19 protein-coding genes and 1 tRNA gene are annotated in these 19,300 nt (G+C 54.0%); 11 read left to right on the top strand and 9 right to left on the bottom strand.

The window, feature by feature from the left end:
• Positions 1-371: 371 nt before the first annotated feature.
• The 4 genes from ABYV26_RS05855 to ABYV26_RS05840 all read right to left on the bottom strand — a co-directional run bounded on the left by ABYV26_RS05855 (position 372) and on the right by ABYV26_RS05840 (position 4,019).
• Positions 372-743 (bottom strand): hypothetical protein, encoded by a 372-nt coding sequence (locus ABYV26_RS05855; RefSeq protein WP_372679066.1) that lies wholly within the window; start codon positions 741-743, stop codon positions 372-374.
• Between the two features lie 340 nt (positions 744-1,083).
• A complete protein-coding gene (gene mscL, locus ABYV26_RS05850; protein WP_372679064.1) occupies positions 1,084-1,485 on the bottom strand; it encodes a large-conductance mechanosensitive channel protein MscL in 402 nt (133 codons plus the stop codon).
• A gap of 119 nt (positions 1,486-1,604) precedes the next feature.
• Positions 1,605-2,762 carry a peptidoglycan-binding protein gene (locus ABYV26_RS05845; protein ID WP_372679062.1) on the bottom strand — a complete coding sequence of 386 codons (1,158 nt, stop codon included), beginning with the start codon at positions 2,760-2,762 and terminating at the stop codon, positions 1,605-1,607.
• Between the two features lie 411 nt (positions 2,763-3,173).
• Positions 3,174-4,019 (bottom strand): S1C family serine protease, encoded by an 846-nt coding sequence (locus ABYV26_RS05840; protein ID WP_372679060.1) that lies wholly within the window; start codon positions 4,017-4,019, stop codon positions 3,174-3,176.
• Positions 4,020-5,293: 1,274 nt separating this feature from the next.
• On the opposite strand from ABYV26_RS05840, the gene ABYV26_RS05835 reads away from it, so the two are divergent.
• Entirely contained in the window at positions 5,294-5,533 is a 240-nt protein-coding gene (locus tag ABYV26_RS05835) for a hypothetical protein (protein WP_372679058.1), read from the top strand.
• A 46-nt stretch (positions 5,534-5,579) separates the two neighbouring features.
• Here the strand turns inward: ABYV26_RS05835 and ABYV26_RS05830 are convergent, their stop codons facing one another.
• A complete protein-coding gene (locus ABYV26_RS05830) occupies positions 5,580-5,954 on the bottom strand; it encodes a hypothetical protein (protein WP_372679056.1) in 375 nt (124 codons plus the stop codon).
• Between the two features lie 456 nt (positions 5,955-6,410).
• Here ABYV26_RS05830 and ABYV26_RS05825 point away from each other — a divergent pair, with 456 nt between their 5' ends.
• From ABYV26_RS05825 to ABYV26_RS05790, 8 genes are all read left to right on the top strand, one after another.
• Positions 6,411-7,718: an HDOD domain-containing protein gene (locus ABYV26_RS05825; protein WP_372679054.1), complete on the top strand. Its 1,308-nt coding sequence runs from the start codon at positions 6,411-6,413 to the stop codon at positions 7,716-7,718.
• Positions 7,719-7,963: 245 nt separating this feature from the next.
• Positions 7,964-8,344, top strand: coding sequence for a DUF1992 domain-containing protein (locus ABYV26_RS05820; protein ID WP_372679052.1), 381 nt, complete (start codon positions 7,964-7,966; stop codon positions 8,342-8,344).
• 12 nt (positions 8,345-8,356) lie between these two features.
• A complete protein-coding gene (locus ABYV26_RS05815; protein WP_372679051.1) occupies positions 8,357-8,848 on the top strand; it encodes an SHOCT domain-containing protein in 492 nt (163 codons plus the stop codon).
• A gap of 170 nt (positions 8,849-9,018) precedes the next feature.
• Entirely contained in the window at positions 9,019-9,975 is a 957-nt protein-coding gene (locus tag ABYV26_RS05810) for a D-alanine--D-alanine ligase (protein ID WP_372679049.1), read from the top strand.
• 64 nt (positions 9,976-10,039) lie between these two features.
• The gene (gene purD / locus ABYV26_RS05805; RefSeq protein WP_372679047.1) at positions 10,040-11,812 is read left to right on the top strand and encodes a phosphoribosylamine--glycine ligase; all 1,773 of its coding nucleotides are present in this window, start codon (positions 10,040-10,042) and stop codon (positions 11,810-11,812) included.
• Positions 11,775-12,440 carry an L-threonylcarbamoyladenylate synthase gene (locus ABYV26_RS05800; RefSeq protein WP_372679045.1) on the top strand — a complete coding sequence of 222 codons (666 nt, stop codon included), beginning with the start codon at positions 11,775-11,777 and terminating at the stop codon, positions 12,438-12,440. The genes purD and ABYV26_RS05800 overlap by 38 nt, the downstream gene beginning before the upstream one ends.
• A 50-nt stretch (positions 12,441-12,490) precedes the next feature.
• Positions 12,491-12,577 (top strand) — tRNA-Leu (locus tag ABYV26_RS05795).
• Between the two features lie 753 nt (positions 12,578-13,330).
• On the top strand, positions 13,331-13,624 hold the full coding sequence (locus ABYV26_RS05790) for a hypothetical protein (RefSeq protein WP_372679044.1): 294 nt from the start codon (positions 13,331-13,333) through the stop codon (positions 13,622-13,624).
• Between the two features lie 60 nt (positions 13,625-13,684).
• Here the strand turns inward: ABYV26_RS05790 and ABYV26_RS05785 are convergent, their stop codons facing one another.
• The gene (locus ABYV26_RS05785; RefSeq protein WP_372679042.1) at positions 13,685-14,185 is read right to left on the bottom strand and encodes a cyclic nucleotide-binding domain-containing protein; all 501 of its coding nucleotides are present in this window, start codon (positions 14,183-14,185) and stop codon (positions 13,685-13,687) included.
• Positions 14,186-14,398: 213 nt separating this feature from the next.
• Here ABYV26_RS05785 and ABYV26_RS05780 point away from each other — a divergent pair, with 213 nt between their 5' ends.
• A complete protein-coding gene (locus ABYV26_RS05780) occupies positions 14,399-15,310 on the top strand; it encodes a DMT family transporter (protein ID WP_372679040.1) in 912 nt (303 codons plus the stop codon).
• 17 nt (positions 15,311-15,327) lie between these two features.
• Positions 15,328-15,798 (top strand): HAD family hydrolase, encoded by a 471-nt coding sequence (locus tag ABYV26_RS05775; RefSeq protein ID WP_372679038.1) that lies wholly within the window; start codon positions 15,328-15,330, stop codon positions 15,796-15,798.
• A 115-nt stretch (positions 15,799-15,913) separates the two neighbouring features.
• On the opposite strand, the gene moaA is transcribed toward ABYV26_RS05775, so the two are convergent.
• From moaA to hemC, 3 genes are all read right to left on the bottom strand, one after another.
• Entirely contained in the window at positions 15,914-16,921 is a 1,008-nt protein-coding gene (moaA, locus tag ABYV26_RS05770) for a GTP 3',8-cyclase MoaA (RefSeq protein WP_372679036.1), read from the bottom strand.
• Between the two features lie 62 nt (positions 16,922-16,983).
• Positions 16,984-18,513, bottom strand: a complete 1,530-nt coding sequence (gene cobA, locus ABYV26_RS05765) for a uroporphyrinogen-III C-methyltransferase (RefSeq protein ID WP_372679034.1) — start codon at positions 18,511-18,513, stop codon at positions 16,984-16,986.
• A partial coding sequence (gene hemC / locus ABYV26_RS05760; protein WP_372679032.1) for a hydroxymethylbilane synthase occupies positions 18,503-19,300 on the bottom strand: 798 nt, incomplete at its 5' end. The genes cobA and hemC, both read right to left, overlap by 11 nt.

Genomic DNA, 19,300 nt, shown 5'->3' with positions numbered 1-19,300 from the left:
TTATAAATTAATCCGGCACTCAAAATATAATACATTTGCCAATAGCATTTCAAGCTATAAAATCACGCCGCGATTTTATACAGCGTTCCGCTAAAGAAGGGGCCTAGCAACATGGCATGCCTATACATTCAAGATCTCATACTATTGATGTGTTGCACATTAAAGGGGTACCGCTCAATTACAGCTGTATGTCGCTGTGACCTGGGAGGTGCCCTTCGTGTTTTTGGCCAAGAGAGGTAAAACGTACCATCTGCATGTGAAGGTTCCACAACGACCACTTCATGGATCGCTTGCGGGAGGTTATCACCCAGACATCCTAAAAGGCAGAATAACAGAATAGAAGAATGCTACTAAAAAGGGTGCGCGGGGGGTTAATCATTCCACATCATCCACTTTTCGACTTCGTCCATCGCACGAAAAACCTGGATTGGTGTCTTCGACTCTGATGACATTTGAAACATGCGGCTCAATCCGTACTCAACATCACGGCTTACCAAAAAAGCCACTTTGACATCATTGATCCCTGGCGGAAATCTCAGGGAATATTGTGCCATCTCAACGATAGTCTCAGATTTTAGAGAAGATAGGTCGGCATCTCTGAAATCCCATAGTCTCCCCATCCCGTGTAAATACCTATTGTCGGCTACGGCTAAATCAAATGCGCTGAGAATCACCTTACGGTTTAACTGTCCCGATAGCTTGATATAGGCTATATTCTTTTCTTCATCAATCCTCAGATCCATGTCTTTCCCCCAAGATGTGACCCATTAACACGCTGGCATAATGAATTCAAGCTTGGGGTGGAGTCTGGATCGAAGGCCTCAATGCAAGCCGAACGTCACGCTGACATCTTTGTCCAGGTAGACGAGGCTATCTATCCAATAAATTTAGGTTCTGTCTGACCAATCTGTCAGGGCCCGAGAAAAACAGATACTGGCTGGGCCCTATAAAAACAGATATTGGATTTGGACTGCCTCCCTTCAATTACACCATGCCAAGATATTGTCACACGTAATCGGTGAAAAAATGAACCTTCGACGCTGTGGTGTTTTTCTGCGGGTTGACAACATCCCGACCGCTCATTTATTTCTGTTGAAGAAGGTCCCGTATCTCCGTCAGCAAGATTTCTTCATTAGATGGTGCCGGAGGCGCTTCTGGAGTTTCCTCCTTTTTTCTCTTCAATGAATTCATTGCCTTAATGGCCATGAAAATCGCAAAGGCAATGATTGTGAAATCAATAACCGTTTGAACGAATGCACCGTAGTTGATGGTAACCGCAGCGACATCACCGGCTGCCTCTTTGATGACGATCGCTAGGTTTGAAAAATCAACGCCACCAATGAGAATCCCAATTGGCGGCATAATGACATCGGCGACAAATGAAGATACGATTTTTCCGAATGCACCGCCTACAATGATACCCACAGCCATGTCGACAACATTGCCCTTCATTGCAAATGTCTTGAACTCTTGTATCATACTCATCTTTACACCTCCTTGATCGTATAATTATCCGTTTTTAAAGAATGGCCTGCCCTGCTGCAAGTAGCGGGGCAGGCGGGGACGTTAAGATCAGCCCTTGGGGGAAGTGAAGCAGTCAACCACTACATCGATACGCCTAGCTTCTTGACAGTTTCGTAAGTCAAACCGCCTTCTGCCAGTCGGTTGTTCCGTTGATAGGACTTGACGGCGGCAATGGTATGCCGGCCCAGGATGCCGTCGATCGGTCCAGGGTCATATCCGGCTTGATGAAGTGTCGTTTGAATGCGGGTGACGACATCCGGTGTCAGGTTGGTCTCACACATGATGCGACGCCATTCCATGTGACCATCGTCCTTTTTAACGGTTTTTGTCACGGTCTGGTATTCTTCTGCCACCGGGATTCTCTGTTCCTGGGGAGGGGTGACCATTTTCCGGACCTTGACCATCTCGTACTCGGCCGGAATGCTGATGGTGCGCTCCTGGGCCGGCTTGATCACCACTCGTTTCTTGACGGTCTTGTATTCGGCCGGAATTTCAACCTTGCGGGTTCCCGGAGGGTTGACCATCACTGTTTTTTTCACCGTTTTATAGGATGCAGGCACCTCGACGAGGCACATGATTTCTCCGGTCGTGTTGTCGAGCTTTTCAACCGGCCCCCGCCCTTTTTTCCACACTGCATGGGCTTCCTTTTCGAGCACCTTTTCCTCCACCGATTCATACTTGGCGGGAACCTGCTCCAAGCGGCTCGACGCTGTTTTGACAAGGACTTTTTCCTCCACCCATCCGTATTTGGCGGGAATCACCTCGATGCGCTCCGAAGGGGCCTTTACCATCACCTTTTCTTCCACCGATTCATACTTGGCCGGGATGATCTCCAACCGCTCCGAGGCACTGCGTGTCAGCACCCGTTCAGACGCCGTCGCATAGGTGGGTGGAACCAAAACCCTTGCAAAACATTCGCCTGGATTTGCCTGGGGAGGATAGAGGGATGCCTCAGGGGAAGATTGGTCCTGCATGGAGGCCATTTTCTCCTGCTGGATAAGCTGCGTCTCAAATTCCTTCAATTGGAGATCTTTTTGGGTGTTTTTTCTGGCCAGCAGGCTGATCTCTTCCTCATTTTTTGTGTTTTCACTGGCCAGCACACGGATTTCGTTTTCTTTTTCGTTTAATTCTTTCTGTAAACTACTCAGTTCGGGCGGGGTATTATGGGAACAGCCGACCCATACGGAAAATGTGGCGAGAAGCAAAACAGTAAATAATCTATAAGCATTTGGTTTCATATCCACCTCCAGAAGGTTTCGTTGGGTTTGATTAAGAAGAAACGGTAAATGACTATCCCCTTATCTAAGCAACAGGTTTGCCAACATCGACGACCTATCGGAAATATCGATTAAAGCACCTGATATAATACGGGGAAATATTAGTGAAAGGAGATGGATCCGTCTAAAATCCTTCGAATGACCGTGGGATATGGCACAGGTAAATGGTCATATGGCGCACCCGGCAACGTGGGGAGAGCCCACGGCGTATTTGACGGACACCCGCACAGAGGGGTTGACCAACGGAGATAAACCGTTTCTGGAATCTTTGTCCGGTGCATACCGAAAGGAGGACCGGCTCGTTAAGGCCGGCGGATTAAAATCGTTATGACCAATGCGCCTGCCCGATCCAGGCATTGGCCTGTCCGGGAATCATTCGGCGGCCTCGTTTTCGTAGCGTCTGGCGACCACCTGCAGCACCGAATGCGCTACCGCATGGTAAAGCGCCTCCTCACTGCCGCTCGGTTTGGCGAGGGTCCGACGGGTCTTGGTTTTCTCCGGCAGATGTTCAAGAAGCGCTTTGACGGCAGCGGCCTTGACCGCGCAGCTCGCGTTTTCCAGAATATACGTCCGATTGGACCCTTTATCCTGGTAGGCCAGCATCGATCTGACGACACCGACCACTTCTCCGCTCAAATTCATCAAGGGGCCGCCGCTGTTGCCGTGTCGCACAGGAACAGTGGTACGGTAGCTGGCATCATCTTCGCGCGTGCCGTTCAACCCGCAGATTCTGCCCTGGGATCGCTTGGGCCCCTGAGTCGACATGCCTTCCGCGGGGAACCCGACGGTAAACACACGTGTATCGATCGCCGACCGGGAATTGGCAAGGGGGAGGGCCGGTGGAAGATCCTGCGCATCGGCCACTTCCAGAAAAGCGATGTCATGCAATTCGTCCAGCAGCACGGGCCAAGCATGGAAGCCTCGGCCGGTCTGATCGATCAACGTGATGGATTCCGCACCCGAAACCACATGGTTATTGGTAACCAGATAACCGCAGGCGAGCGGCCAGGCGGTTCCGATTGATTCAGTGACAACCACATTGGCAGAGGGCTCGAGGTTTTCTTCACCGCTTCGATCCGCTTCGAGATGGGAAGGGCATGGCCCTTTCCGTGGGGGGCTGGCGCCTGCCTCGCAGCGACGCGCATAAAGGCCTGAACCGACCAACACCCCGACCATAAAGAAAATGACGACACCATGCCGGTTGAAACATGTCTGCATGTGCAGCAGGTATCCTTTTTTTGTTGGGATTAACGATCGTGTCAACCCGCGCGCTCTTCTGAGATTCGCGCGATCTTGAGATCCGGGCCGACATCAGGCCATGCAGTTGTGCCATGTATCGCATCGCCCCAATGTGAAAGCACAAAACGCGCCCACGGGAAAATTGTATAAATATATAAAAATTACAGGTGGTTTGATTTCTTCCTCCAGAAAATATTAGACCAAACCGTCAAAAAAACTGCACAGTTTGGTAGAAAGTGTGGGTAAAACCTCTGCCAAACCGCTCATGAGAGGCCGGTGGAACCGCTGTGGCATGCCATGACGCGGTACTTGCCCATCGGTTTACAAATGCTTTAGATTATTTCAGTTGTTTAGGTGAAAAGGCCAAGAGAGGCGTGGTGTCGGCCGGTGATTTAACTGAAAGGCCTATCGGGGTCAGTGATACAGTCCTGGTTTGGGCAGCGTACCACATGGATGTTTCCCGAGCCTCAGTTGAAAGAGTGACCCGGTCAACAATACCGAAGGGCTGATCGTCATGCCCTATTCGCTCAGCGGTTGCCGAATCGGACCGGGGTGACCCTTCAATGGGGGAAATTCTCTGGTTGTTCACGACAATATAGGGGATAGCGTCTGCCACGGGTGCAACCTTGACGGTTCCGTAAAAAAGCCGATATCTGCGTTACGCATCCTCCCTCGTCACTGCGGCGCACCGTCAGTACGCTGCCTTCGGCACCCGCGATAGCGGTATCCCTAAAGATCCACAAAGCCTTGATCTCGGCTTTTTTACAAACCCGTCGGAAATACGACTTTTTACGAGGGCATCAACCTTACACGGCGAATAAATGGTGTCTGATCCGATCTTTATGGACGATATTTCGACGGTGTTGGAAGGGGATAAAAAAAGCTTTCTCTTCCAAGCCCCGTAAGACCCACATGCGTCGCAACACGCGCAAGATATTCATAATTGCAGACAGATGGGGACTCCGCTAATGGTCCAGCAATTACCATGCCTATTTAAAGATGGAGGGGGATATAAATAATAACTCACTATAACGGTAGGTTAAGTTTTGATCGCATTTAATTTTAGGACCATGGGGTAGGTAAATCATTTCTGATTATGAAAAGAATTCTATCGTTGGTGAGTCAATTCGCCGGATATAGCCTGCCGGCCATCGCTTCTACCAGCCGAATCAATCATGCATTGACATCGCATGGATATCGTGATGGAACGCCATTCAATAGAAATTCTATCCAGATCCTGACGAGGAGACCGGATGAATAAATTCCAAGCCATGGCGCAGATCATGCTTTTACTAAATGAAGATGGCCTCCTGAGACCGGGAAGCCACGTCTATCATACGGTCAGGAAAATGATTTCCTACAAAATCGACAGATTGGGTCCAGATGCGGCACTGGTAAATGTTGTGGACGAGAAGATTCAATTACTGGACCGGATCAAGATTTTGGCCATGTGGCACCGGTCTGCGGGCGCATCGCCATCCAAGAAATTTTAATAACTCCATCGCCGCGGCCTTTGCGATGCCCCGGGCATGAGTCGGATTATTTATCGGTCTCTTCGACATCGCTGTCGATATTTTCGGCAATGAATTCCCGGAGCAGTTTCTTTCCGTCACCATAGTGTCGGAGGGTGAATTCCGCTCCGCAGATCCAGCCCGTTTTGAAAAGGAGGCGATTGGAGGCCGGGCGGAATTGAGAAATGTGCCGGGGGATACCCGCTACCCGAACGGGTATCTTTCCGTTTACGATCATCGGTTTGATTTCGGTGCCGATTTCAATCTCTTCCGGCGATTCGATTAAAAACCCCACGCCGAATTCGTTGATATTGAAGATACGGTAGGTTTTCCCGTTGATGGATATGGTCAGATCCTTGACGGCAAATCGGCTTTTCTTTCTTTTCCCCAGAACCTGATCCATCCCCTCCTCCTGTTGTCCTTTTTGTTGACCGGCCTTTTTTAGGCGGTCAATCCATCAGGATGGTGTTCAATGACACATTTCTTGTATCCGATCAAGCGGTCTTGCCCTTTTGCTTCATAGGCAGGCTGGATGGTGGGGACTGGAGGAACCCTTATGCCGCCCTATGTATTGCCAGTGTTGATCACCCTATCCGCCACGAAGGACCGCGGCTGCCGGATCCGCTTTTCCGGCAGGATTTATGATATCCGGTAACCGGCCGATAATACGAACATATGGAAGGAATCGGATGAATAAGCCGGTGTCGAGATGAACGCGGTTGCGGTTAATAAATGAAAACAGCTACATCCGTTAATCTCAGGGGCAAAGGTAACTATTGTGAGCAGGCCTGTAGAGATATTACCGATTATTAATCGTCTTGGTTTTTTTAATTCGTTCACCGCGGAAGAGAAGCGGCAAATGGTCTCGGACGATGCTCATTTCAGGGTATACCATCCTGGAGAGGTGCTCATCCGCCAGGGCCACAGCGACCAGAGTCTGTTCATCATCCTCACCGGAACGGTCAAGATCACGGAAGGTGCAAGCGGAACCTTCTTGGCTGTGCTACAGGCCGGCGATATCTTAGGGGAAATGGCCTTTTTAACCCACACCCGGCGAACCGCCAATGTTGTCGCCAGAGAATCGGTGATAGCGCTGAAGCTGGACCGGGTGATTTTCGAACAGCTCAGCCCGGAAATCCGCGAGAAGTTCAAGGACAAGATCATCGAGAAGATGGTGGCTCGGCTGGATGCGGCAAACAAAGAAATGTCCCGGCTCAATGCCGCGCTGAGTGCAGGCTTTCCGGAACCATTGAAATTGGTGGGAAAGCGCGCGGGAATGCCGATTTCCGATCCCCCTGAACCGCTGTATGTCTCCGGCCGGGATCTGATCCGCGAAATCATCTCCACGCCCGCGTCGCTGCCGGCCATACCGGAGATGTTGAACGAGGTCCAGCAGATAATCAAAAAGCCGGCAACCAGCCCCGCCCAGCTGGTCAACATCATCGAAAATGATTCTGCTATGGTGGCCGGCATTCTCAAGGTGGCCAATTCACCCTTCTACGGGTTTCGGGGAAAGGTCGCCACCATTCAGCATGCCTCGGCCCTGTTCGGGACCCGGCGACTGGCCGAGTTGATCACGGCCATCAGCGCTGGCAGGGTATTGGGAAAACCCCTGGATGGATACGGTTTCGAGTCCGGTGATATCTGGCGCCATTCGATGGCCGTGGCCTGCACGACCGTTGAAATGGCCGCCGCGGTTGGATTGGATGCATTAGACACAGCCTACACGGCGGGACTGTTTCACGATGTGGGAAAAATAATCCTGGACCCATACGTACGCGAGCGGAAGGTCTTGTTCGACAACTACACCGCCACCCATCCGAGAAAAACCCTTCAGGATGCGGAGCGCGACATCTTAGGCGTTGACCACGCCGATATCGCGGCCATACTCTGTGAATCTTGGAATCTGCCGCGATCCGTATCTTTTGGCATTCGACACCACCACCAACCTTCGTCGGCAGGTGACCATCAATTGTCCCATATCTTGCATCTGGCGGACTATTTCACCATCCAGGCGGGCGTGGGCGTCTCTGGCACAGCCTTCTGCCAGGAACTGGATGAAACCAGCCGGCTCCTGTTGGCCTTGGATCCTGATACCATAGACGCTGCGGTAGAAAAGGCGCGTCAGTACGTGGAGAGCCTGAGCGGACTGGCCTCCATTCCATGAACCCGGCGGCTTATCCCGATTTGCTCGAGACGACGGTTCTGATCCCAAGGACATGCCGCTGGGAAGATGAAAATCACTTCGAAAAAGGGCTGCAGACCTGAGCGATGGGCTTCTTCAAAGCCTAAAGGTTGCATGACCGCATACATTAGTCCTTGAAATCAAAGGTTCCAATATAATATAGTCAAATCCATCTATATCATTAACGGATGGTTAATTTGGCCCCGGTGCCATGTGGAATCGCACGGATGTTTCCCGGCTTCGAAAAGCTCATTGAATCGAGAATAAAAAAAGCCCAGGACGAAGGTGCTTTCGAGAATCTTCCCGGCAGCGGCCGCCCCCTTCATCTATATGATGACCAGCATATTCCCGAGGACCTGCGCATGGCGTACAAGGTTCTGAAAAATGCCGATTGCCTGCCGCCGGAGGTGCAATTGCTCAAAGAAATCCGCACAACCGAAGACCTGCTGGCCGGTATGACCGACACCGCGCAGCAGTATCGTACCATAAAAAAAATCAACTTCCTGATCATGAAACTGAATGCCCTGAGAGGCGCCAATCCGGCCCACGATTTCCCCCAGCGCTATTACAGCGAGGTGGTCGACCGCCTGGGAGCCGATAAAGCATAATCCGGTGCTGCCATGTTTGGAAAAAAAAAAGAGGAGGACAGCCTGTTCAAGAGTGTCCTGCTCGCCTACTTCATTCTGGCTCTTCATGTGCTGCTTATCGCTGGTGTGGCGATCCTGGTTCTCTTTTTCCGGGGCCTGGTCAGCTATATGCTATGGATCTTCCTCGGAGGATTGGCGCTGCTCGGTTTTTCCGCATTCTACGTTATCAGAAGGATGCGGGCCGAAGGCAGATCACTTGGCGAGATGCTAAGAAATCCCATGTTCAACGGGCGATCCGTAGAGTTGAGCCTTCTGGGTGGAATGGCCACCGTCAAACTGGGCCAGTCGTCCCGGCCACCGGCTATCGGACATGATGGAGCCATTGACATTCCCCGTCTTGAAGACCCGGATGCGTCCAAGAGTCGGGATATCGCGGAACTCGCGGAACTGGCTCGCTTGCTTGAAAAAGACCTCATCACCGTCGACGAGTTCAACAAGGCCAAACAACATCTGCTGAATGGTTAAATATGCCTGCCTAAACGGGTGACCACCCAGCGGCCGAAGAACGGCTTGTTTTTTTCATTGAAGTCCTTTCGCCAGGGATCTGAGAGCGATCGCAGGCATCAGGACCTCGCGTGACAACCGCATTCGCTGAATACCGGTCTGCAACCGCCAAATCACAAAAAGGGATTATTATGATGAAAAAGAAAACCATCGCCTTGATCTCAGGTGGCATCTCTTCGGAAAGAGAAGTGTCCCTCAACAGCGGCCAACAGGTCAATGACGCCTTGGACAAGAACAAGTACGACATATTAACCTACGATCCCAAGACCGACATTCCCCGGCTGGTGACCGATGCCGGCAGAATCGACTGCGCACTGATCATCCTGCATGGGCCCTACGGTGAAGACGGAACGGTTCAGGGGCTGTTGGATTTGCTGGACATTCCCTATCAGGGAGCCGGCGTGCTGGGCAGCGCGGTTGCCATGAACAAACTGTTGTCCAAGCACCTCTACGAAAGAGCCGGCTTGACCGTACCGCCGTATGGAGTTGTTCGGCGGGGGGAGTCGGTCGACGCGAACCGAATGGTCACCGAGCTGGGCCTTCCGCTGGTGGTCAAGCCGGTGGAAACCGGATCCAGCGTGGGTATGACCATCGTCCGCGACCGCTCCTCGCTGGCCGCTGCAGTGGAGAAGGCCCTGGAATTCGGCGAGACGGCCATGATCGAAGCCTATATTTCCGGCACAGAGATTACCTGCGGTGTATTGGGCAACCAGGACCTTGACGCGCTGCCGCTCATCGAGATCATTCCAGGGGAAGGCTACGAATTTTTCGACTACGAAGCCAAATATCAGCCCGGCGCCTCCCAGGAGATCTGCCCGGCTCGCCTTGACGCGCGGCTGACCCAAAAGGCCCAGGCCTGTGCCATCGCGGCCCACAACGCCCTGTACTGTCAGGGATACAGCCGGACGGACATGATTCTAAAGGACGATGAATTCTTCGTATTGGAAACCAATACCATCCCTGGCATGACGGGCACCAGCTTATTTCCTCAGTCGGCGAAGGCCGCCGGGATGTCTTTCGGTCAGTTGCTGGATCGGCTCATCGAGCTGGGTATGGCGGCCCGGCGCCGGCAAATCACACGGGGATAGCCATATGTCACCATAAACGCTCGCAGCAAAAAACGCGGGCCCATAACAAGGAGGGAGGAATCTTATGAAAGTGTTGGTTGTCGGCGGCGGTGGAAGAGAGCACGCCCTGGTTTGGAAAATCGCCCAAAGTCCCCGTGTAAAGAAAATTTTCTGCGCGCCCGGAAATGCAGGTATTGCTAAACTGGCCAATTGCGTTCCCATCGGTGCAGCCGAAATCGACCAACTTCTGGCCTTCGCTCGGAATGAGAAGATTGATCTCACCGTTGTCGGCCCGGAAGATCCCCTGTCCAAAGGCATTGTCGACCAGTTCGAAGGGGCGGGCTTGCGGGTTTTCGGCGCCAGTCAGAAAGCGGCCCGGATTGAATCCAGCAAGTCTTTTGCCAAGGGGATCATGGAAAAATACGGCATCCCGACAGCCAAAGGCCGGACCTTTACGCGTCTTGCCCAGGCGCAGGCTTATGTGAAAAAGATGGGGGCACCGTTGGTAGTCAAAGCGGACGGCTTGGCGGCCGGAAAAGGGGTGATCGTTTGCAGCACCGAAAAAATGGCTATGGACGCCCTGAAACAGATTATGGTGGACCGTGAATTCGGCGAGGCCGGCGACCAGGTGGTGGTGGAAGAGTGTCTGGTTGGGGAAGAGGCCTCATTTCTGGCATTCACCGACGGCAACACCGTGCTGCCCCTGCCGTCTTCGCAGGATCACAAGCCTGTCTTCGATGACGACAAGGGCCTGAATACCGGCGGTATGGGCGCCTATTCACCCGCACCGGTGGTGGACGGGTATGTTCACCGGCGAGTCATGAATGAAGTCATGATCCCCATGGTCAAGGGCATGGCCGCCGAAGGCTGCCCCTACAAAGGTGTTTTGTATGCCGGTCTGATGATCGACCGAGACACGATCAAGGTGCTGGAGTTCAATGGCCGGTTTGGTGATCCGGAGGCTCAGCCACTTCTGATCCGTCTGCAAAACGACATTATACCGGTGATCGAGGCCATCATCGACGAACGGCTGGACACCTGCCGCCTGGAGATCGATCCCCGGGCATCGGTTTGTGTGGTCATGGCCTCCGGCGGGTACCCGGGACCGTACAAAAAAGGACTGGAAATCACAGGCATCGACGCCGCCAATCGCATGCGGGACGTGGTCGTTTTTCATGCAGGGACCCGGTTGGAAGGCAAGCAGATCCTTTCGGATGGCGGCCGGGTGCTGGGCGTCACGGCCCTGGGAGATACGGTGGAACTGGCCATCAAGAAAGCCTATCAGGCGGTTGCCAAGATCAACTGGAAGAATGTCCATCACCGCAGCGACATCGGTAAAAAAGCCTTGGTCCGGATGCAGGCGGTGCCCCGCGTCGGCATCGTCATGGGCAGCGATTCCGATCTCAAGGTAATGGAAGCGGCCTTGGGGATATTTAAGAAGTTCGGGATTCCCATCGAAATGACCGTGGCTTCGGCTCATCGCAGTCCGGAGCGGGCTGCCGCTTATGCCCTTTCCGCCAGGCAGCGGGGACTAAAGGCCATCATCGCCGGTGCGGGTCATGCCGCCCACCTGGCCGGCGTTCTGGCGGCCCACACCACCCTGCCGGTGATCGGGGTCCCCATCGACTCTTCCTGCCTCCAAGGGCTCGATGCGCTGCTGTCCACGGTGCAGATGCCCCCGGGCATCCCTGTGGCCACGGTGTCCATCGGAAAACCTGGGGCGAAGAACGCGGCCATTCTGGCCGTTCAGATCATGGCCGCATCCGACGATGCGCTGAGCGCGCAATTGGAGACCTTTAAAAAGGAAATGGCTGCCGAGGTTGAAAAAAAGGCTGAGAAACTCAGGGAATACCGCTAGCGTCGTCCTGATCGATCCGTCGCGACCCGATCCGAATGATATTCGGAGTGCGGCCCAGATCCTTGGACAAGAAGGGATACTGGTGTTTCCCACGTCCGGGCTCTATGGCCTCGGGGCCGATGCCTTCTGCACCGAGGCCATCCGCCGGGTGTTTGCCATCAAGCGCCGACCGGTCGATCAACCGCTGCTGGTGCTCCTGTCGGGCATTCACGATATGGATCGGGTGGTGCGAACGGTTCCCGATTATGCCGACGGTTTGTTGGAGCTGTGGCCCGGCGGGATTACCATCATCTTCGAGGCCGGCGGGTGGGTGCCGGCCTGCCTTACCGGCGGAACGGGCAAAATCGGCGTGCGCGTGCCGGCTCATCCGGTGGCAAAGGCGTTGGTCGATCGATTCGGTGGCCCCATCACCGGAACCAGCGCCAACCTGTCGGGCTTTTCGGCAGCGGCCAGCCTGATGGATCTTGACCCTGAAATTCGCCACCAGGTGGACATGGTTTTAGATGCCGGGACCCTTGCCGGTGGCCCCGGTTCTACGGTTGTTGACGTAACGAGCTGGCCTGTCAGAGTCCTCCGTGAAGGGGCAGTGCCCCGGCAGGCCATCGATGGCGCGCTGAGAAAGGGATAGTGCAAATTGATTGACAATCTTCAGGGTTTTTCCTATATAACCTGACCCATGCCGGAGTGGTGAAATTGGTAGACGCAGTGGACTCAAAATCCACCGACCGCAAGGTCGTGCCGGTTCGATTCCGGCCTCCGGTACCATCAATAAAACAGGGAGGTTGCCATCATTGTCGACTTCCTCTCTTTAGACAAGGCCTCTGACCCAGGCCTTGTCTTTTTTCATGGGGTTGTCGTATGTTGACCTACAGGCATATAACCCGCAGTCATCCACCGGATGATGAAACGGGTCCACTTTAGCAATGTCGATATCTGTTGATCACATATACTTCAAAAAGTGCTCCAATTGCGGATTTAAGTGGGCGACACGCGACTGTTTTCTAACTGATTCAAATCTTCAAATAATCGGGTATCAAGCCAATTTTAAAGAGCTTTCCACCGGGTTATTTTATTTCAATCATTCATGCAAGGGTACATTGGCCATTCAAGCCTATCTTTTTGGAGATCTCTATGACGGGCCTATCTTTACGCAACGGGCAACAGGCGGTAGTGCGTGTCCAACTTACTGCCTTTACCGCGAAGAATTGCAGACTTGCCCGGCTGAATGTGAATGCGCGTATGTCAGAGAGATCGTCCAAACCATCAAGGATTGGCCGAAGCGCTGAATTTTAAAATTGTTCCTGGTTGTCAGCCAGCACAAAAGAGAGCGGGCAGCGGTTGACCGTGCCGGATCGTTCCTAAATGATAACCGTCACGCTCGACGGCAAGCCAACGGTTACCAATGAAATCAAAAAAAGATCTTGATTATGACATAAAATCAGTATATTGGGATCTTGTGGGTTTGCCTTGCAGACAGCAACAGACAAATCGTAAACGCATTTTCCAGGAGGTCTGTTTATGTGGGGACAGATTAAGAAGTACATCCTTATCGGTCTTATCGCTGCTGGCGGATACTATGTGCTGGGTCATCACTTCATCTATTATGAGCGGTCCGTTTCCCTGTTGCCCAAGGAGGAGTTGACCCTTAAATACACCTTCTACGATTTAGGCAACAAAAGACCGGAAACGATTTTAAAAGTAGATGAACTGCGCTGGGCCGGTATCGGCGACATCATGGTGGAAAAGGGGATCGTTCCCCAGAACCAGATCCGCATACTGGAAGACAAGGCGGAAAGAGCCTCGGAAAACTAATTCCCGCGACCGTTTTCTTGCGATATGCCCAGCAGCGGCCATCAGTTAAAGGCTCGCCTTTCACCCCATGGGCAGCATGTTGTCAGCCAGTCGGCTGGAGGTCTTCTTCAGGTTGATGCTGAGCAGATTTGCCAGCCCCTTCAGAATGTTGACGCCGAGATTCACCTGGTTCGAGAGAATATCCTCGAAGGCCATGCGTCGAAAAACCGCCAGCCTGGCCTTTGACCGGGCAATAACGGTCGAGGATCGAGGGAAATTGTTGATGATGGACATCTCCCCGATGGAGCGGCCGCGTCTCAGCGTGGCCATGACGTCGCTGCTGTTGGGGCCGGTCTTTTTTGTCACATCCAGTTCCCCGCTTTCAACGAAACAGACGAAATCGGCTTTGTCCCATTCATTGAAAAGCACTTCACCGGGAGCCAGGTCAATAAAATCCATCCTTGCGGCCACGTCAATCAATTCATCTTTTTCCAGATACTCAAACAGCGGCAGATTGATGATAAAATCTACCAGATCCTCGCTTGTGTCCGATCCGCCCGGCGTCAATGGGTGTGGGTGCATATTCCTTGTCCTGTCTCGTTTTGGGGTTTTTCCCGGGATTGCCCAATACCTCTGCCGCGAGGTACAAAATTCTGGCGGTTTGAATTGAAAACAGCTACAACGAACTTTCGGTAATGTCTCTATCGGCACCCGAAAATAAGGACTTGAGTCCAAGCATTGAAAAGCCATTTTCCACCTGAATGTCAAACCTTGAAAAATACAGACCATCGCTAAATGTTGATTACTTATTTAAAATTGTTGATGACCGCCATATTCTGGGGTGGAACCTTTATTTCCGGCAGAATGCTGGTGGATTCCGTCCCCCCATTTTCAGCCGCCTTTTTTCGTTTTCTTTTTGCTGCGGTGTGTCTTTACATCCTTGTCCTGCGCAGGGAAGGGAACTTTCCCAGGCTGGGAAGGCAACAGATGTTGCCCGTGGCGTTGCTGGGATTGACCGGTGTATTTGCCTATAATGTCTTTTTCTTTAATGGGTTGAAGCTGATCACCGCCGGTCGGGCATCAATCATTATTGCCAACAACCCGATTGTCATCTCTCTTTTCTCGGCCCTGTTCTTTAAAGAAGCCCTCACGCCGACGAAGGTTGTCGGCATTCTGATTTCCGTTTCCGGAGCTGTCATCGCCATTTCCGACGGAGATCCGCTGGCCTTGTTTGCAGGCGGTATCGGAATCGGAGACCTGTATATTTTCGGATGCGTGCTCAGTTGGTCGGCTTACACGCTGATTGGGAAACGTGTGATGCGTGAACTTTCCCCCTTGGCAGCGGTATCGCATTCAGCGGCCGTTGGGGTGCTGGCACTGCTGATTCCTGCCTGCATGGAGGGTATGCCTACGGCCGCGCCGGGGTATTCACTGTCGGATTGGGGAAATTTGGGCTATCTCGGACTATTTGGCACGGTGTTGGGGTTTGTCTGGTACTACGAGGGGATCCGGGTGATCGGACCGTCTCGGGCCAGCCTGTTCATCAATTTCGTGCCAATCAGCGCGATTGGTCTGGCCCACATTATCCTGAAGGAGCCTGCAACCGCCTCGCTATTGGTGGGCGGTTCTCTGGTGATCACCGGCGTCACCTTGAACCACCTTGCGGGTGCCGGTGTGCGCGTCTTCAAATGCAAGGTGCGCGTCTGAACACAAAGGAGAGCAGGATGATATCCACGAAGATTCCCGGATTTGGTCCACTGACCCTCGAGCATCTGGTGCTGGACTATAACGGAACCCTGGCCGTAGACGGCCAGCTGCTTCCCGGTGTCAAAGGCGCCCTCAACAGCCTTGCCGCAGCGTTGGCCATTCATGTGGTCACTGCCGATACCTTTGGCAGAGCTGCCGACGGTCTTGAAGGGGTTGACTGCCGGTTGAGCGTCCTGAAAGCAGGACGCCAGGACCGGGCCAAAGCCAACTTCGTCCACCGATTGGGAGCGGACCGGACCGCCAGTATCGGCAACGGGCGAAACGATGCACTGATGCTGGCCGCTTCGGCGCTGGGGGTCGCCGTCGTTTTGGGTGAAGGCGCTTCCACGGAGAGCCTGAATGCGGCTGACATCGTCTGTACGGATATCGTTTCCGCACTCGAACTGCTGATGCATCCCTTGCGGCTCACGGCAACGTTGCGGTCCTAAACGTCATGACGAGCGCATTCCCCTACCGCATCGGTGAAAGGGGTTATACGGGTACGACCACTGATCGGAATGAGGATGAGAAGAAGACGGGGAACCCTTAAGGGGTTGTGGCCAGTCAGCCGCCGATACCCTGCATCTGGTCTTTAACGGTGGTTGCTCCATCTAAGCAAAGCTGGTGTTTAGCCGCTTTATGTCGTACGGCGATTCGGAAAATTTCAGCCAGTTGTTCATCCGATCCACCGTTTCTCAACAGCTCTTTAAGGGGTTCGTGGTGATCGGACAGCAGGCAGGCGCGAAGCTTGCCGTCTGCCGTCAGTCGCAGGCGGTTACAGCGGCTGCAGAAATGATGGCTCATGGCGCTGATGAATCCGACTTCTCCCAGTGCCCCCGTTATACGATAGCGCCTGGCTGGACCGTCATTCTGGCCGTTTCCAACCGGGGTCAACTCTCCGATGGTGGCAATCATATCCTGGATTTCCGGTGTCAGAATCTGATCCTGCGAGCTGGCCCGACTGTTGCCAATGGGCATGTATTCGATAAACCGCACGTGGAAGGGGTGGTCCAATGAAAGCCTGCCGAACGCTGTGATTTCATCGTCGTTGATACCCCGCATGGCCACGACATTGATCTTGATGGGGGTGAAGCCGATTTCACCTGCCCGCTGTATGCCCGACCAGACCTGTTCGAACCGATCATATCCCGTGATCTGGATATACTTTTGGGGATTCAGCGTATCCAGGCTGATATTGATGCGGCGAATGCCGGCATCGAATATACCTTGAGCATTCGGGGCGAGCAGGACCCCATTGGTGGTCAATGAAACATCTTCAAGTTCTCTGATGCGGGTCAGTCGGCCCAGAAACTCAACCGCCCCTTTCCTGACCAGGGGTTCGCCGCCGGTGATGCGTACCTTGCGGATACCGAGCTGTATGCCGATTTTCACCAGGCGCAGGATCTCTTCGTAGCTAAGGATATCGCTGTGGCCGAGTTTGGGAATGCGGCCCTCGGGAACACAGTAGAGGCACCTGAGGTTGCAGCGGTCGGTGATGGAAATGCGAAGGTAGTTCAGATGGCGTTTTTCCTGATCCACCAACGCTCCGACACCTGCCAGCCCTTTATCCATGCATTTTCCTATTACCATGTCTGACACGACCTGCTGCGGCCAGGAGTTGGCCTTGCCGATGATTACGCCTGATGGTTTAAAATCGCCTGGACCAGGCCGGGAACTGTGTATGTTTCGGCCTCGATGGTTACTCGAAGGCCCAGATCCCGGGCTGTCTGGGAGGTAATGGGACCGATGCTGGCGACACTGACGCCATCCATCAGTCGATCAACGCGATCCGGGGGCAGTAACCGGTGAAAGTTTTTTACCGTGGACGAACTGGTGAAGGTGACCATATCGATGGTCCCTTCAGTCAGGCGGGCGATCAGATCCGCTGCGCCGCTTTCAGCTTGCCGGGTTTCATAGGCAGTCACCTCGTCTACCGTTGCCCCCATGCGGGTCAACTCCACGGGGAGCACGCTTCGTGCTTCCATGGCGCGTGGCAACAGGATCTTGCTGCCCTTAACCGGCGTAGCCGTGAACGCTTCCACCACGGATTCGGCGCGGTAGCTTTCTGGGATGATGTCGCTTTTCAATCCCCAGGTCCTGAGCCGTTCTGCCGTGGCAGGGCCGATGGAGGCGGTTTTAATATGTCCCAGCGCGCGCACGTCCTGCCCATTCTCAAACAACCGCCGGAAGAAGTAGTCGACCCCATTGACGCTGGTGAAGACGATCCAGTTATACTGGTCTAACGTTTTGACAGCCCGGTCCAGCCCAGTCCAATCCGGCGGCGGTCCCACCTGAATGGTGGGGCACTGGATACATTCAGCACCATATTCGGTCAATCGTTTAACCAGGTCGCTGGCCTGCTCACGAGCTCGGGTGACAACGATCCGGCGGCCCATCAGCGGCCGGTTTTCGAACCACCGCATGGTTTTTCGCAGGTTGACCACGCCGCCGACGATGATAATGGCCGGCGCTTTGATACCGGCCCTTCGGGTCTCGTCGACGATCGTTCCCAAGGTCGCTGTCACGGTCCTCTGTTTGGGTGTGGTTCCCCAGCGGATGACCGCCGTCGGGGTGTCCGCCGATCGGCCGTTGGCCACCAGGTTGGCGGCGATGGTCGGCAGGTTCTTGACCCCCATGAAGAAGACCAGCGTGCCGATGCCGGTTGCCAGTGCCTTCCAGTTCACATTAGACTCAGCCTTGGTGGGGTCCTCGTGGCCGGTGACAAAGGCCACATCCGACGTATAGTCCCGGTGGGTCAGCGGAATGCCGGCATACGCCGATGCACCGATAGCGGCAGTCACGCCCGGGACGACCTCGAACGGGACGCCGGCGGCGATGAGGACTTCCGCCTCTTCACCGCCCCGGCCAAAAATAAAGGGGTCTCCCCCTTTAAGTCGGGCCACCACGTTCCCCTGCTTGGCTTTTTCCACGATCAGGGCGTTGATGCCATCCTGGGGCAGGGTGTGGTCGCCTCCTTTTTTACCCACGTAGATCATTTCCGCATCCGGGTTGGCATGCGCCAGCAGGGTCGGCGAAGCCAGATAGTCGTAGACGACGACGTCGGCCCGGGCAATGCAATCGGCTCCCTTGACGGTGATCAATCCGGGATCGCCGGGGCCGGCTCCCACCAAAAACACTTTGCCTGTTTCGCTGTTACTGTGCATTCGCGTTCAGTCTTTCCAGGATTTCTCCGGCACCCATGGTCAGCAGCATTTCGGCAAGTTGCAGGCCGACTTGTTCACTTTGGTCTTCGGGACCGGTTAGTGACTGTTTGACTTGATGGGATCCGTCCACATCGCAGACCAGGCCGGTGAGGGTATACCCATTTTTGTCGATATGTCCGTGACCGGCGATGGGCACCTGGCAGCCACCTTCCAGCCGCTTTAAAAACATTCGTTCGCCCATCACCACCCGTCGGGTGGGCAAGTCGTCCAGGGCGGCAACCACGGGTGCAACGCGCGGGTCATTTTCCCTGATTTCAATGCACAGGGCGCCCTGGCCCACGGCGGGCAGCATGATTGATTCATCCAACACCTGCGTAATGCGGTCGGCCAGGCCCAGGCGGCGAACACCGGCGGCCGCCAGCACGATTGCATCCATGGCCTCGCTCTCCAGTTTCTTCAGGCGGGTGTCCAGATTTCCCCGCAAAGGAACAATCCTGATGTCAGGTCGAAACCGAAGCAGTTGGGCGGAACGGCGAAGGCTGCTGGTGCCTATCCGTGCACCTTGATCCAGCCGGACCAGCGGCAGACCACTCCGGGCGATCAGGACGTCGCGGGGTTCCTCCCGCTCAGGGATCGCACCGATGCACAGACCGACAGGTATATCGGCGGGCATGTCTTTCATGCTGTGCACGGCCAGGTCGATGCGTCGATCCAGCAGCGCTTCTTCGATTTCCTTGACGAATAATCCTTTTCCGCCCACCTTGGCCAGCGGAACATCGAGGATTTT

Origin of the sequence: Desulfosarcina sp. (assembly GCF_041551955.1) — a bacterium.
Classification (GTDB): domain Bacteria; phylum Desulfobacterota; class Desulfobacteria; order Desulfobacterales; family Desulfosarcinaceae; genus Desulfosarcina.
Note: the sequence above shows the minus strand (reverse complement) of the source record. Positions and strands in the feature narration are given on the sequence as shown.

What these genes read in the sequence shown, in the direction of transcription:
- ABYV26_RS05855 (WP_372679066.1), bottom strand. Translation starts at nt 743, where the DNA reads ATGGATCTGAGGATTGATGAAGAAAAGAATATAGCCTATATCAAGCTA.
- mscL (WP_372679064.1), bottom strand. Translation starts at nt 1,485, where the DNA reads ATGAGTATGATACAAGAGTTCAAGACATTTGCAATGAAGGGCAATGTT.
- ABYV26_RS05845 (WP_372679062.1), bottom strand. Translation starts at nt 2,762, where the DNA reads ATGAAACCAAATGCTTATAGATTATTTACTGTTTTGCTTCTCGCCACA.
- ABYV26_RS05840 (WP_372679060.1), bottom strand. Translation starts at nt 4,019, where the DNA reads ATGCAGACATGTTTCAACCGGCATGGTGTCGTCATTTTCTTTATGGTC.
- ABYV26_RS05835 (WP_372679058.1), top strand. Translation starts at nt 5,294, where the DNA reads ATGAATAAATTCCAAGCCATGGCGCAGATCATGCTTTTACTAAATGAA.
- ABYV26_RS05830 (WP_372679056.1), bottom strand. Translation starts at nt 5,954, where the DNA reads ATGGATCAGGTTCTGGGGAAAAGAAAGAAAAGCCGATTTGCCGTCAAG.
- ABYV26_RS05825 (WP_372679054.1), top strand. Translation starts at nt 6,411, where the DNA reads ATGGTCTCGGACGATGCTCATTTCAGGGTATACCATCCTGGAGAGGTG.
- ABYV26_RS05820 (WP_372679052.1), top strand. Translation starts at nt 7,964, where the DNA reads ATGTTTCCCGGCTTCGAAAAGCTCATTGAATCGAGAATAAAAAAAGCC.
- ABYV26_RS05815 (WP_372679051.1), top strand. Translation starts at nt 8,357, where the DNA reads ATGTTTGGAAAAAAAAAAGAGGAGGACAGCCTGTTCAAGAGTGTCCTG.
- ABYV26_RS05810 (WP_372679049.1), top strand. Translation starts at nt 9,019, where the DNA reads ATGATGAAAAAGAAAACCATCGCCTTGATCTCAGGTGGCATCTCTTCG.
- purD (WP_372679047.1), top strand. Translation starts at nt 10,040, where the DNA reads ATGAAAGTGTTGGTTGTCGGCGGCGGTGGAAGAGAGCACGCCCTGGTT.
- ABYV26_RS05790 (WP_372679044.1), top strand. Translation starts at nt 13,331, where the DNA reads ATGTGGGGACAGATTAAGAAGTACATCCTTATCGGTCTTATCGCTGCT.
- ABYV26_RS05785 (WP_372679042.1), bottom strand. Translation starts at nt 14,185, where the DNA reads ATGCACCCACACCCATTGACGCCGGGCGGATCGGACACAAGCGAGGAT.
- ABYV26_RS05780 (WP_372679040.1), top strand. Translation starts at nt 14,399, where the DNA reads ATGTTGATTACTTATTTAAAATTGTTGATGACCGCCATATTCTGGGGT.
- ABYV26_RS05775 (WP_372679038.1), top strand. Translation starts at nt 15,328, where the DNA reads ATGATATCCACGAAGATTCCCGGATTTGGTCCACTGACCCTCGAGCAT.
- moaA (WP_372679036.1), bottom strand. Translation starts at nt 16,921, where the DNA reads ATGGATAAAGGGCTGGCAGGTGTCGGAGCGTTGGTGGATCAGGAAAAA.
- cobA (WP_372679034.1), bottom strand. Translation starts at nt 18,513, where the DNA reads ATGCACAGTAACAGCGAAACAGGCAAAGTGTTTTTGGTGGGAGCCGGC.